This window comes from uncultured Marivita sp. (assembly GCF_947488135.1).
Taxonomy (GTDB): domain Bacteria; phylum Pseudomonadota; class Alphaproteobacteria; order Rhodobacterales; family Rhodobacteraceae; genus Marivita.
Map to the genome: position 1 here is coordinate 20,733 of NZ_CANKYW010000015.1, position 13,957 is coordinate 34,689.

Sequence of the window (13,957 nt, forward strand, 5' to 3'; positions counted from 1 at the left end):
AAAATGGCCCTCGGAGAGGGCGTAACACGAGTCTAACACTTATTAACACTCCTCAGAGCCATGATGGCTGAGGCAGAGCCGTTGAATCCGCGGAACAATGAGACTTCAAGAAGCCGAAGTTTGGCTTACGGAATTGCCTTCAGGATATCATTGGCGACATCCTCCCAACCACGCAGAGGAGTTTGGGAAATCTGGCTCTCGAGCCTCTGGCGAAGCCCGTCTTCGTTTATCATGCGATGGATGGCAGAGGTGATCGAAGAAATCGAATGAGGATCAAAATAGAGAACGAGATCCCCACCAACCTCGGGCAGAGAACTCGTCTGTGAGACCACAGCTGTCTTGCCATAACTCAAGCTCTCTCCAACCGGCAGTCCCCAACCCTCGAAGAAACTCGGCATCGCTGAGAACAGGCAATTTTGATAGAGAAATTCCAGTTCTTCATCTGAGGGACTGATAACCAGTTCAACCCAACCATACAGGTTGCCAGTCTCAGCCATGAAACGTTCAAAATCCTGATTGAGCCAACCTGGGTTGCCCGCAAAAACCAGCTTCGGAAGTTCAATACCGTCGCACAGCCGCAAACGATCCCAAGCTTGCACCAAGCCCCACATGTTCTTGCGAGCTTCCATTGTTCCGACACACAGAACATATGGGCGCTTTAGTAATGCGCGAATATCATCCTTGATACCTGCAGAGTCCGCCAACTTGTGATAAACATCCCTGTTTATGTCGGTGGGTGTCGCAACTTCCGTTTCAGCCTTTGGAAGAACGGGCACGCCTGCTTGAGCCAGAGAAACCACAGAAATTTCCTGGTTTCCTCCATACGCGTCGAGGAACTCACGCAAGTCCCGGGCCGTGGCCTCCGAATTTGCAAGATAGTGGTCTACAAACCCCATGGTCTTTCGCAGCCAGGCGTGGAAAAGCAAGGACTGCTCTGTCCCACCTATCAGTTCTGGAGCTTTGATCTGGATGAGATCATGGATCAGGAAGTAGCATGAAATGCCACGCGCCTGGGCCTCTTCCATACGTTTGAGCGGGACAGACCACGCAGCATCCGCCAAGATGATACAATCCCCTTCCTTGGCCACCTCAGAAAAATCTTGAAAGTGCTCTTTCGAGCGTGTTTTGGAACCGTGTTGTTTGGGCTTCTTGGCTGAAGCTTTCCAAGCCTCGAGTGTCGTTCTGCGTTTCTCAAAATGTTTGCGGTTGCCCATCATCGCATTCACCTCACGGATGGCCGTGTGCACAGCGAGTTTGACCGGGCTCTGAGAATATCTTCTCAGGGTTGGACGTACATTGACCGCTAGTTGTCCTCGATAAAGCGCCTCAGTCAGTGCATCAGCGGAGAGAACGCCCCCCAGGGCCTCAACCGTCTCGTAGGACACGGCATGGTAGGCTTTGGCTTTCTTGTCATGGAAGGACAGGAACACATTGTTCCCACCAACTTGGCGAGCAATGTGTTCGATCAGCATCACGGTGACACGCTGGATGCCAGACAGACGGTTTCTTTTGGCGACGTATAACCGCAGATTGGTTACGTCGAAGAAGAATTGCTTCACATCAGACCCCCCGTCACCATCCAACGGTCTCATGCCGCCCTGTCCTTGCTTTGGCAAGTCGGTTGACATCCAACCCTGCCGCATTGTCGAGGCTTACTCAATTGGCTAGAGGGAACGCATGACAGAGACCACTTTTTACCATGCTTTCGAAGCCGCGTTTCGTGGCAGCCGGGCAGAGATCCTCGCGCGATTGCAGCAATATCGGTCTTTTGCCGAACCCCTGGCCAAAAGCGCACTTCCGAAATCCGCGCTCGATCTTGGATGTGGTCGCGGGGAATGGCTGGAAACACTGAATGATTTTGGCTTCGATGGTCACGGCGTGGATCTCGACGAAGGCATGCTGTCTGATTGCCTCGCGGCAGGCCTCTCGGGCGAGTTGCGCGATGCGTTTGAAGCCTTGACAGAAGTGGAAGATGACAGTCTCGGGATATTGTCTGCCTTTCACCTGATCGAACATCTGCCTTTCGATCAGGTACGCACCATTGTCACCGATGGACTCCGGGTTTTGGCACCGGGCGGACTCCTCGTGCTGGAGACGCCCAATCCCGAGAATGTCGAAGTTGGCACAGTTACCTTTCACAATGACAGTACCCATGTTGCGCCGATCCCACCCAACGTTCTGAAATTCCTGGCTGAACATGCGGGCTATGCCCGGATCAAATTACTGCGGCTGAATGCCGAAGCAGTGTCGGATGTGATTGGACTTGAAGATGCCCTTTTCCGTGCGAGCCCCGATTACGCACTGGTGGCTCAGAAAGCAGGCTCCGATGCGCTGATGGAGGCGACCGAGGCGGCGTTCGCCAAACTGACAGGCCCATCGACGCGGGATCTGGCCCAGCGCTTTGATAAGGTGCAGCGAGCTGCCCTATCCGATATCGCCGCGCTACAGGCCGAAAACGCGGCCTTGCGCCGGCAGGTCGAGCTGCACAGCGAGCAGATTGCCAAACTCAAGAAAACCAAGAAGACGCGGCTCTACTACCGATCCAAGAAAATCGAGAAGTATCATAAGAAGATTACACGCTGGTTCACCAACCGCCGCGAATGCCGCCGTGCAAGGGCGGCAGAGGCGCGGCGGGCAGCCTCTCGCATCACTCCCAGACTCGATCGCAGCAGGCCCTGGGTGCCGGTCAGTCTTCCCGAAACGGTGCGCTGGCGCATTGAGGGGCCGTTTGACAGCACCTATAGCCTTGCGATCGTCAATCGCGAACTGGCGCGGGCTCTTGCGCGTCAGGGCGTAGAAGTGAGGCTGAAATCTTCCGAGGGGCCAGGCGATTATGACCCGGATCCGGAGTTCATGATCGAAAATCCGGATCTGTCCGGGATGCAGGATGCCAATCGAGGGCCCGTCGATACGGTCAGTCGCAATATGTACCCGCCTCGCGTGTTGGATATGGACGACACCTTACCGGGGCTGCATTCCTACGCTTGGGAAGAAACCGGGTTTCCACGAGACCACGTAGAGGCGTTCAACGATGTCTTGCGCTACATAACGGTCACGTCGTCTCACGTACGAAAAATCATGATCGACAATGGGGTGTTTGTTCCAGCCTATCCCGTGGGCAACGGAATCGATCATTTTGAGGAGATCGCACCAGAGCCGGTTGAGACCCTGCCCAAGGCAGGACGATTGTTTCTGCATGTCTCGTCGTGTTTTCCGCGCAAGGGGGCCGATGCGCTTCTGGCCGCTTGGGTACAAGCCTTTACCAACCGGGATGATGTCGCGCTTCTGATCAAGAGCTTCCCAAATCCGCATAATGACATTGCGAAGCAGATCGCGTCTCTGCGCGTCTCTCATCCGAACATGGCTCCAATCCACGTGATTGATGGGGATTTGAGCGATGGGCAAATGCGGACGCTCTACAGCTCCTGTGATGTCAGTGTCTTCCCTTCACGTGCAGAAGGATTTGGTCTTCCCTTGGCGGAGGCCCTCTTGGTTGGCAAACCTGTCCTGACCACGGGTTGGAGCGGTCAGATGGATTTTGCCGATCTGCCGTTGGTTCAAAAAATTGACTACCGTTTTGAGCAGACGGATAGCCATTTGGGCGCGGGGCTCAGCATGTGGGCGGAGCCGGATATCGAGCACATGGCAAGGCTGATGCAGGACGCGGCCAAGGCCCCTGCCCCGGCGCAAGAGGCGCGCGCGCAGACGCGAGAGCTGCTGCTGGAGCGGTTCCGTTGGGATAAGGTGGCCGAGCGCAGCCTGGAGGCTCTGCGGCACGCAGCCACGCGTCCTGAGCCGGTACCGCCAAGGGTTGGGTGGATGACCACCTACAACGCGCGCTGTGGTATCGCGACCTATTCCGAGCATCTGATCCGGTATCTGGGCCTCCCTGTGCATGTCCTGGCGGCTCATACCAAGGCTCCGGTTGAGCCTGACCTATCTCTGGATCTTCCTATCACGCGGTGCTGGAAGGAAGGACGCGAAGACGATTTCTCCGACGTGCTCTCCGTGATCCGCGCGGAAGATTTGCAGACCGTCGTGATCCAGTTCAATTACGGGTTCTACAATTTCAAAAATCTTGCGGCATTGATTGAAACCCTGAAGGGCGAAGGCCGCCAGGTCTTCATGACACTTCATGCCACTGACGACACTCCCCATCCCGCGATGCTCCAGCTTGCCTCCATCCGCGAAGCCCTTGCGCAATGTGATCGTCTCTTGGTGCACAAGGTGCTTGATGCCAACCGGATGAAGGCACTCGGCCTGATCGACAATGTTGCCCTGTTCCCCCACGGTGTCTTGCCAATGGTGGAGGCCCCTGCCCCGCGCAGGAAGCCCAAGGATGAGCCCTTTACGATCGGGAGCTACGGCTTCTTTCTGCCCAACAAGGGCTTGCCTGAATTGGTGGAGGCCGTCTCGCATCTGAAAGACGCGGGGCGCGATGTTCGGCTGCGCATGGTCAATGCTGAATACCCCGTGGAAGAGTCACGGGACCTGATCAAGAGTGTTGAAACGCAGATTTCTCAGGCCGGTATCGGTGATCTGGTCGAGATGGACACGCGGTTCCTGTCTGACGAAGAGGCGTTATCGAAGCTGTCGGACTGTGACCTGATCGTATTCGGGTATCAACGCAGTTCGGAATCGGCCAGTGGTGCAGTGCGCTATGGCTTGATTTCAGGCCGTCCTGTTGCGGTGACACCGCTTGAGATTTTCTCGGATGTGGCCCCCTACTCTGTAGAACTTCCCGGGATCACACCCGATGAGATGGCACGCGGCATTTCCAGCCTGATCGACCGGATGCGGGGCGACGGTAGCCCTGATCTGGATGTGGACCTGCAAGACACATTGGATCGTGCCAGAGCTTACCTCACGGAGCGGTCCTATGGTGTATTGGGGCCGCGCCTGAAAGGTATGATGACGGCACTCTGGGATGCGCAGACGAACGGTGCGGAAAGCTAGGTCACAAGCCTTTCTCGGCTTTGTAGAGGGCCCAGGCTTCCTCGATCACGACACCCTGTTGCACACCACGATACTTGGCTTCAGCAGCGATATCGCGCGCTACATCCGGCATGACTTTTGCGTGCACCTGACCAGTGCGTGGACTGGGCTTTCTCCCACGGCGTTTTTTGGGAGTACGATCGACAAACCCATGTTTTTCGGCGGCCGCGTCGGAGCGTGCGACAGTTGTCGGGCTGGCGTCTTTTGGTTTGGAGCGAAGCTTGCCAGGTGTGATGGAAATTCCGAATGGATTCTTGTCGGACATTTTACGCTTCCCCTGCCAGACGGCGATAGACTTGCATGGCAAAGGCGCGGGCATTGTCACGAGCGCCTTGCATGTTCCCCTGCGCGGGCATCGAGTGGAGATCTCCGCCAAAGGCAAAAAGCCCTGAAAAGGCGGCGCGCTCCATCAAGGGTGGATCGATCACGTCCACGCCTTGGTCACGCAGTGAAATCTCGATGCCCTTGTGCTGCTTTGACTGAATGGCCTTGGTCATCGTGAAAACCACAGCATGGGGGATTTCACGATCAAGCGCCTCTTCCTCTTCAGCAATGAGCTGCAGAGCCCGCGCGCCGATGGTGGCATCAAGGGTTGTTGCGCGCATGGGCGTGAGCACCAGATCCGCCTGGCTGATGGCGCGGGACACAAGGCGGGACGCGACCCCTTCAAGATCAACGATAACCACCTGACCGTCCTGATCATGTGTTTTGATTGTGCGTACGATATCAGCCTCAGATACGTCCGAAAGCACCGAGATGTTGGAGGGAAGAGCCGACTGACTGGCCCATAGTGTGAGAGATCGGTTTGGGTCGCAATCCAATATGGTAACCGGGAGTCCTTCATGAGCAAGCTCGGTTCCCAAGAGGACGGCTGTTGTAGATTTTCCAGCCCCTCCTTTCGGAGAGGCGATGACGATAGTTGGCATGATCTGTCCTGCTTAAATTTTTATCCGATTTCTATGCTAATCGGATAAATGTAATAATCCAGTAAAATTATTTATCCGGTAATTAAAAATACCGGGTTATTTTAAGTATCCGGTGTATGTAAAAATCGGATAACTTTTGAGCTTAGTATTGTCGAAATCATTGGGGATCAGCGGACTTACGGGTTCAGCACAATGCCTCTGAGCTTGTCTGTCGGGGATGTGCAGAGGACGGTATTTACTGGCGTGGCAGGGAATTATCCCCTCGCGAACGCGCTGAGAATCAATAATAACGCGGCACCATTACAACAACGCTTGGTGTTTTGGACGATGCGTGATGGTGCGCGATCCCATCCAGGCAGCGCTCAGCGAGACTTTGACGATAGATCATGCGCAGTTTTCTGATTTCGACGTTCAAACGCCTGTTGAAGGTAACCCTCACAGATGAGGGAGACCTGCTGGAAATGTGCATCGTAAGGGAAGGGCAGGGCGTTTATTTTGGTCTCGCGCAGGCCGGTCCTTGTCTGTTCGTGGCCGAGCGAAACCTCGACATCGATAAGCAGCCCGTTACGCCTGGATTGCCGCAAAACGCCATACGGTTATATCTCAGCGCCTCGCCAGGACGTCTGACCCGGACGCCAATCTGGTATGGTTCCAAAGCTTTCGATGACCTGCATCAGATTGCCTATGACCAACGCAACCTGTTCGTTACGTCCGGAAAACACCCGTTTCTTCTGAAGAAATCCGTTTTGAGCAAGTCTGTTCGGGGTCTTGATCTTGCCCAAGCCGTCCCTGAACATCTGCGAAGAGAGGATGTCGAGGGCAGGGACGCCTACCATTTCAATTCAGTCAGTCTCGATGGGGACAGTTTGCTTGTTTTGGCCCACAACTGGGACCAGCCGAGCTTTGCGCTGCGCCTTTGTCTCAGAGAGGCCCGACAGGGGAAAGCGACCCGTATTGCGTTTTACGAGGGTCTTGGCTCCTGTTGCCATGATATCCTTGCGGTGAACGATGCAGTCTGGAGTTTGGACAGCGGTGGCTCTGCTCTTGTCAGGATTGATCCTTCGGACGGATCGAAACGCCGCTTCGCTTTGACGAGCCAAGCTGGAGACCCGTTCCCGCGCGGTCTTGGCGTCAACGGGAACATGCTGCTTGTCAGCTATGGATTTAACAGTGAAGACCGGTCTGCCCGGATGGACAGTGGCTCCATGCTGGCTCTGTTCGACTTGAACCAGATGCGATTTACACGGCATCTCGACCTTGGACGTCATGGGAACACCTGTGCTGTCCTGCCGCTTTAGCCCAAAACTGCCCTGATCAGCGGTCCACAAATACCGGATTTTAAATGTTATATGTGTCTGTTCACATTCCCAAGACGGCAGGAACCAGTTTTGCAAAGGCTCTTGGGCAGGCTTTTGAAGAAGATGAGCTGGTTCTGGATTATCGACATGCGCGAGACCATGCGGAGCTTGCTGCACGCGGTGTTGGGGCCTTGGAGACCCACCGCGCTTGGCTGTCTCCGGGCTGGCTCGATCTTGCGCGGCGATACCGGCAGGATATCAACGCCCTGCCGAAGGGGTGCAAGCTGGTGCACGGGCATTTTCCAGTTCGAAAGTACCACCCGCTTATGACGTGGCGGAAGCCGTTCTACATCACCTGGGTGCGAGACCCTTTTGCGCGGGCGGTGTCCAATTATTTCTACTGGCAGTCCTTTGATCCCGAGCACATGCCGGACCCGCTGGTTCGTACGGTTCTGTCGGATCGCTGGAGTCTCGAAGACTTCCTGTTCCATCCAGCGTTGCAGAACTACCAATCCCTTTTCCTGCGCGGAGTGCCGTGGCAACGGATTGATTTCATTGGTGTCGTCGAGCGGTTTCCAGAGGACTTGAAGAAGCTCTCCGCAATGATCGGGCGCCCATTGGAGCAATTCATGGAAAACACCGGACCGGTTTCGGGGGCAGTGGAGACGCACGAGCATCTGCGTGCACATTTCATGGAGTTCCACGAAGAAGATACTGCACTCTACCACTACGCTGTTGACCGCTCCAAGCGGGCTCAAAACTGACGTCAACGACGCACCCTGCGCAACCCGGTGCAGCCCTATCGCAACCGGATCTTAAGGCTTGAGTTTGGAGCGTGAGCCTCGTGGGCCAACTGTCAGCGACTGCGCGGAAGCGGGTTCTTTAAAGGAATATCGGCCTGGGTGTGCTGTTTAAAACACATAAATTATACAATGAATCCATATGTTAATAGGTCTGCGTTGGGGGTATACAATTTGCGCTACTAACACACTTGTTCGGTTGTGCAAAACGGTGTACCACCGACGCCAAGCCGTGCCCGAAGTCCATCTTCCGAGGTGGAGTTTGAGTGATCGCTTGTTGGAACTGGGCTGAATTAAGTCCCAAACACTAAAGGAAAAAAGTATGGCGTTAGATCTGTCCACACTATCCCCGCAAGAGCAAATCGCATCCCTGTTCGTTGGGTATTTTGACCGTGCCCCCGCGCCGTCCGGCCTGAATTACTGGGTTGGCGAGCTGACCAGCGGCCGTATGACGATCACACAAATCGCGGAATCTTTTGGCAATCAGCCGGAGGCAATCGGTCTGTATCCGTTGCTCGGAGCTCCGAACCTGGTAAGCGATCAGGGTTATCTGGACCTGGTGACAGATATCTTCGACAACCTGCTGGGTCGGCCCCCTGCAAACGGCCTGAACAACTACTACGTCCAAGAGCTGATCAATGGCGCGGATATCGGCCAGGTGATCATTGACATCATCAGCGGCGCCCAAGGTGCCGACAAGACGCTGCTTGAGAACAAGATCGAGGTTGGTCTCGATTGGTCGCAATCTGCTCTGGCGGCAAACGTGGCCACAGTGGACAACCCGCTCTCCGAGGTTGTGAACGGTCAGCTGATCATTCTGGACCAGGATGCATATGACAGTGCGCGCAATGTCCTCGACGGTGTAACCGATGACGCCGCAACCGTTGCCGCAGCCAAAGCCGCAACCGACGCATTTTTTGGTGATGCCGCAGGCGAGGGTGAAACGTTCTTCCTCACGTCGGGTCTTGATAACGTCGCCGGCACTGGCGACAACGATACGATCATCGGCCTGGTCGAGGCGGATGCCGCAGATGTTCTCGTTGGATCGACAACCTTCACCCTTGGTGACAACATTGACGGTAAGTCGGGCGTCGATACATTGCGGATCTTCAGCGATACCGAGGACAAGCTGAGCCTTTTCGGCAAGACGATCCTCAATGTTGAGAATCTGGAAATTTTCAACGCAAACGTAGATTTGAACAGCATGAATCTTGCCAACAAGGCATTTGAGAATGTTCTGATCGACTTCGGTGGCGATGAAAATCTAAGTGGCTTTGATGTCAACAACATCAACGCAGCATCCGCTGTTGTCCTCGACAATCTTGGTTTTTATGATGACGACGTAAATCTCAATTTTGCGTCGAGCTCAGCTGCGACAGGTGTCACCGATATCACTGTAAGTGATGAAGCCGTCGACGACATGAATATCAATATCGACGCGACCTTTACATCGGCAACGGACTACACGTTCAATCTGAATATCAGTGACTTCGATGCGAATGATAACTTCAATGTCAATGCAAACATTGAGCTCGGCGCTCCTGACTTGATGTTGGAAGTCAATGTCAATTTTGACAACATGACCACTGACACTGATGGGTATTTTGACTTGGAGTTCGACACCAACGGTGTTGAAATGGCCACTGTCAATGTCACGATGACAGATACTAATCTGAACGAGTTCTACATCGATATTGACGATTCAAATAATGGTACCGGTACCGAAGATGTTGCCAACATCACGCTGACAGATGTCGAAATCGACGACAATCTCGAAGTCGACCACGTTGAGTTCATCAACATGGTGATCAACGGTGACGTCTTCATCGACGACATGGAGTTCTATGATTACGAAGGCGATCAGACGCTGAACATCGTGGCCAATGGCAATCTCGTTATCGAAAACGATCTGAACATGAACGACAACGCGTTCAATCAGACCGTGACGATCACAGGTGCCGGCAATGTCGACCTTGGTGATCTTGACCTGGCAAACGATGCCAACACGACGCAGATCGTGGATGCGTCCTTGGCGACGGGCAATATCACTGTCTACGACAGCAACAGCGCGCTGGACACGTTCACCAGTAATACAGGTGACGACAGCCTGACCCTTGGCTGGATCGGAACAACCGCCAACATGGGCGCGGGTGACGACTTCGTCGACACCAATGGTTACGACTATGGCGCTGCGGGTGCCGGAAAGCTGGATGGTGGTGCGGATATCGATACGATCGGGATCGACGATGCAGCCAATCTTGACGCCGGTACGGCAGCCAATATCAGCAACTTCGAGATCCTCGAAATCGGTGGTGGTACAGGTGCCTATGACCTGTCCGTTGAATCATCGCTCACGGGTGTTTCGATCAGGAATGACGCCGTCGCGGCAGGTGCGACTTCGGTGGTCGGTGCAGCCACGACCGGCGCGACCCTGGAGTTCATCATCACAGACGGGTCCGACGATACCCTGAGTGACGACACCTTCTCGCTTGCCTTGGATGACGATACCGGCACAAACGATAGCCTGGCCATCTCCTTCCTCGCGACGGACGTTGATACAGACGTAACTGCCGAAGGGCAGATCACGGCTGGTCTGACAGCGGACGGTATCGAAACCATCAACATCACGTCGGATGCCGAAACGCTGTCCGAGGAAAGCGCTCCGGGTGCGGATGATGCTCTGACATCGGCTGACTACACCAACACCTTCACTTTTGTTGGTGACGATGCTGAAACGATCAACATCGATGGCAACGCCAAGTTCGATCTGACCCTTGGTACGGCAACCGCCGCATCGATGGTGGTCGAACTGATCGATGCAACGGCCAATACGGCCGGTGTCACGATCGACGCCAGCACCCAGAACGGCGGTGTCGGTGTGAACACCGTGGCCATCAGCTTTGACGGGTCCGACGCGGCTGACTCGTTCACCGCGACGGCGAATGGGGACGTTCTCCAGGGTAATGGCGGTGCGGACGAGTTCTTCCTCGACGCCATCGCGGCCAATGCGGTTGAGGAAACGATCCGTTACGAGGCGGCAACAGACTCGCAGATCACGCTGGTAGATGGCGATGACGACGGCGATGCTGACACCTTCTCCGGCCAGGACGCGATCTCCGGTTTCGTCGCAGGTGAAGATACCATCGAACTGTCGTCCCTTTTGGGATTGGCAACAGGGGATGCGCGTTCCGCTCTGAATCAGTTGGGTACGTTCCCCGCGGCCGAAGATCTGGCTGACGTCTTTGAAGGCTTCGGCGCCGACTTCTTCAACGATGGTCTCGTAGATCGTGCAGTTGCCTTTGGTACCGATGGGACTGACGGCTACGTCTTCGTGGACGCAAACGCTGATGGTGATTTCAATGCTGCGGATGACATGGTCATCGAACTGACAGGTGTTACCGCTCTTACAATCGGTGATTTCTCCTTCGGCTGATAAGACCACTTGCTTGATCGTTTGTGATTAAGTGAACTGAAAAATGTGTCTCACCCCTTCCAAGGGGTGAGACATTTTCTTTGGAAGGCGACCATGGCTCAACGCAACGCATATGCAACTGAAATTCCTGAATTTCCGAATGAGGTAAATCTTACCCAAGCCATTGGGCTGATTCCCAAGATTGCCCCATATTCGACGGAACAGGCGCTCAAGGACCGGCTCAGAATACATGACCCGGTGATCCGCGTTTTTGCGTTGGCCGCGCTTCTAAAACAAAAATATCGCTTCGATCAGAATGTCTTGACTGTCGCACTGCACGTCGCGCGAAGAAGCGCCTTCCTGCGCCAAATTCTGATTTCTGAATTAATTGGACAGTTTCGCTTTGACCTGGTCGAGAAGGTTATCGAGATGCAGGAAAAGGTCGGACAGAAAGGCCCCGACCTTCGTGCAGCGCTTATGACCAGCGAATTGAAGAATGATTATGAAACTCAAGTAAAACTGCATGAAGCCCTGTATATTGAAACGGGAAATATTCTACATATTGATAAAGCCGCTGAATTGGCACGCGAACGTTTGCCGTGGAAAATTGGCGCACAACACATAGTCCGCATGATATTCATGCAGGACGAACGAAGTTTGGAGCCTTCCGTTATATCTCTTTTGCAATGCCTTGATCGGGAAGGCGCAAAAAAAGAGTTTATATCCCTGTTTCCAATAATTCAGAAATTGGAAACTTGCCAAGTTGCACGCGCATATTGTTACTCGATGAGGTTATTTTGGTCTGAGAAGTACCGGGAATGTTTGGATTTTCTTGAAAAAAGCAATGCTCTTGAAGCAACCAAGGACAAATCTCCCTTGCTCTCGAATATTGCTGCTACTTGTTACGAAAAGCTCGGACAATATGAGGATTCCGCGAGGTGGTATCAAATCCAAAACGAAGCACAGAAAGATGAAAGGTTTCAACCAGAGGCTTTCTTGAGCGGCGTTAAGGAGCGGGCGGCAATTGAAATACCACGCCCAATCCCCGACGCGCACGATCGCTATTTCATTATGACTGGTTTTCCCCGCTCGGGCACAACATTGCTCGAAAATGCTCTCAGTGCGCATCCGCGTATTGCCACATGTGAGGAAACCAGTTCACTGATCGGTTCTTTTGCGCCGGCTTTCCTTGCGCCTCTTGAAAGCGATCCGGAGCGAAAGAAAATAATGCTACGTCTGGCTTATCATCAAAGCCTTTATTATCAGAATATTAATAGATTTGTTAAGAAGGATGATGCAGAAGCGATCATCGATAAGACACCGATTATAAGTGCGAATATTAAGTATATGGAGAAAATATTTCCAAACAAAAGATACATATTTTCTATTAGGCATCCTTATGATGTTGTTCTGAGTAATCTTAAGCAAGTCTATTCCCAAAACTCAGCAATGTCTGCTTTTAATGATGTGAAGTCAGCCTGTGTCTTGTATAATGCTGTTATGAGTGATTGGTTTGAGGTTTTTCCTAGTGAAACGGATCGCGTTTGTTATGTAAAATACGATGATCTAGTTGAAAATTTCAAATTTGAAATGGAAAGAGTCCTGAAGTTTCTTTCAGTTGATTGGACTGATGAGGTGCTGAATTTTGTCGAGCATTCTCAGAAACGCGCTGTAAGAACTCCAAGCTATAAAAATGTGCGTAAAGGTTTGACAATTGGTGTCCAGACGTCTTGGCAAAATTTTGATTTCCTATTTGACTCTGATTGTAGAAGTCTGTTGGATCCGTGGGTTGAGAGATTTGAATACTGACACAGAGTGTAGAGAAAATCTGTATCAGTGGTTTCAGACCTTTCGTGTTAAACATCACGCGGAGCGCTGTTAGAAATAATGGCTTTGCACCTTCCTTCCTACTGGGTTACGGCAAACGCGATCCCGAGAAACCAACTTTTATAGGAGAAGAAAGTGGCTAAGTTATCAATCGATGGGAAAGAGTATGACAGTGCCTCTCTTTCGGAGGAGGCGCGTAACAACATGCTCAACACTAAGTATTGTGATGACAAGATTGCAGAACTGAAGCGCGAGCTGGCGATCATACAGACCGCTCGTAATGCCTATGCGCTGGCTCTCAAGGGGGCACTGCCGAAAGACGCCTAGTTAAAATCACGCTTACCGGCCCTGGACGAAGGGCCGGTACAGGGCTTTTTCGTCACTTTATTTGGCTGTGTGAGACCCTTGAATTGCATGCGCCTGCTGACGGGTGTAAGGCTTTCTCAACATAGCAGCGCCAGAATAATCGTTCTCGTAGTTGATCCGCGATTTTCGAAAGGGCATCCGCTCCCATGAAATCTACTTCACCTCTTGCAAAAGCATATGGACGCTTCAAGGCGATCATCTTTGCCACGGTCGTTTTCAGCTTTTTCAGCAACCTTTTGATGTTCGTCGGGCCGCTTTACATGTTGCAGGTCTATGATCGTGTGCTGGCCAGCCGGAACGAAAACACGCTTTTGATGATCTCGGGTATCGCGG

The 13,957-nt window shown here is 53.1% G+C and carries 9 protein-coding genes and 1 pseudogene; 7 read left to right on the plus strand and 3 right to left on the minus strand.

The features are described 5' to 3' along the window. Nucleotides 1–125: 125 nt before the first annotated feature. Nucleotides 126–1,628: a glycosyltransferase family 1 protein gene (locus Q1B16_RS21270; RefSeq protein WP_299794146.1), complete on the minus strand. Its 1,503-nt coding sequence runs from the start codon at nt 1,626–1,628 to the stop codon at nt 126–128. 49 nt (nt 1,629–1,677) lie between these two features. Here Q1B16_RS21270 and Q1B16_RS21275 point away from each other — a divergent pair, with 49 nt between their 5' ends. Continuing rightward, complete coding sequence (locus tag Q1B16_RS21275) at nt 1,678–4,956, plus strand: glycosyltransferase (protein WP_299794149.1); 3,279 nt, start codon at nt 1,678–1,680, stop codon at nt 4,954–4,956. 1 nt (nt 4,957) lies between these two features. On the opposite strand, the gene Q1B16_RS21280 is transcribed toward Q1B16_RS21275, so the two are convergent. Together Q1B16_RS21280 and Q1B16_RS21285 are read right to left on the minus strand one after the other, a co-directional pair. Continuing rightward, nucleotides 4,958–5,260 (minus strand): chromosome partitioning protein ParB, encoded by a 303-nt coding sequence (locus tag Q1B16_RS21280; protein WP_299794152.1) that lies wholly within the window; start codon nt 5,258–5,260, stop codon nt 4,958–4,960. A 1-nt stretch (nt 5,261) separates the two neighbouring features. Beyond that, nucleotides 5,262–5,921, minus strand: a complete 660-nt coding sequence (locus Q1B16_RS21285) for a ParA family protein (RefSeq protein ID WP_299794155.1) — start codon at nt 5,919–5,921, stop codon at nt 5,262–5,264. Between the two features lie 386 nt (nt 5,922–6,307). Between Q1B16_RS21285 and Q1B16_RS21290 the strand changes: the two genes are divergently transcribed. The 6 genes and pseudogenes from Q1B16_RS21290 to Q1B16_RS21315 form a co-directional block, all read left to right on the plus strand. Then, nucleotides 6,308–7,219 (plus strand): hypothetical protein, encoded by a 912-nt coding sequence (locus Q1B16_RS21290; RefSeq protein WP_299794158.1) that lies wholly within the window; start codon nt 6,308–6,310, stop codon nt 7,217–7,219. A 44-nt stretch (nt 7,220–7,263) separates the two neighbouring features. Then, on the plus strand, nt 7,264–7,983 hold the full coding sequence (locus tag Q1B16_RS21295; RefSeq protein WP_299794161.1) for a hypothetical protein: 720 nt from the start codon (nt 7,264–7,266) through the stop codon (nt 7,981–7,983). A 358-nt stretch (nt 7,984–8,341) separates the two neighbouring features. Beyond that, complete coding sequence (locus Q1B16_RS21300) at nt 8,342–11,452, plus strand: DUF4214 domain-containing protein (RefSeq protein WP_299794164.1); 3,111 nt, start codon at nt 8,342–8,344, stop codon at nt 11,450–11,452. A 93-nt stretch (nt 11,453–11,545) separates the two neighbouring features. Next, complete coding sequence (locus tag Q1B16_RS21305; RefSeq protein ID WP_299794167.1) at nt 11,546–13,240, plus strand: sulfotransferase; 1,695 nt, start codon at nt 11,546–11,548, stop codon at nt 13,238–13,240. Between the two features lie 153 nt (nt 13,241–13,393). After that, a complete protein-coding gene (locus Q1B16_RS21310; RefSeq protein ID WP_299794170.1) occupies nt 13,394–13,585 on the plus strand; it encodes a DUF6447 family protein in 192 nt (63 codons plus the stop codon). 185 nt (nt 13,586–13,770) lie between these two features. After that, a pseudogene (locus Q1B16_RS21315) lies at nt 13,771–13,957 on the plus strand (type I secretion system permease/ATPase); the annotation flags it as partial.

Coding starts and splice junctions, on each gene's coding strand:
- Q1B16_RS21270 (WP_299794146.1), bottom strand. CDS start 1,628: ATGTCAACCGACTTGCCAAAGCAAGGACAGGGCGGCATGAGACCGTTG.
- Q1B16_RS21275 (WP_299794149.1), top strand. CDS start 1,678: ATGACAGAGACCACTTTTTACCATGCTTTCGAAGCCGCGTTTCGTGGC.
- Q1B16_RS21280 (WP_299794152.1), bottom strand. CDS start 5,260: ATGTCCGACAAGAATCCATTCGGAATTTCCATCACACCTGGCAAGCTT.
- Q1B16_RS21285 (WP_299794155.1), bottom strand. CDS start 5,921: ATGCCAACTATCGTCATCGCCTCTCCGAAAGGAGGGGCTGGAAAATCT.
- Q1B16_RS21290 (WP_299794158.1), top strand. CDS start 6,308: ATGCGCAGTTTTCTGATTTCGACGTTCAAACGCCTGTTGAAGGTAACC.
- Q1B16_RS21295 (WP_299794161.1), top strand. CDS start 7,264: ATGTTATATGTGTCTGTTCACATTCCCAAGACGGCAGGAACCAGTTTT.
- Q1B16_RS21300 (WP_299794164.1), top strand. CDS start 8,342: ATGGCGTTAGATCTGTCCACACTATCCCCGCAAGAGCAAATCGCATCC.
- Q1B16_RS21305 (WP_299794167.1), top strand. CDS start 11,546: ATGGCTCAACGCAACGCATATGCAACTGAAATTCCTGAATTTCCGAAT.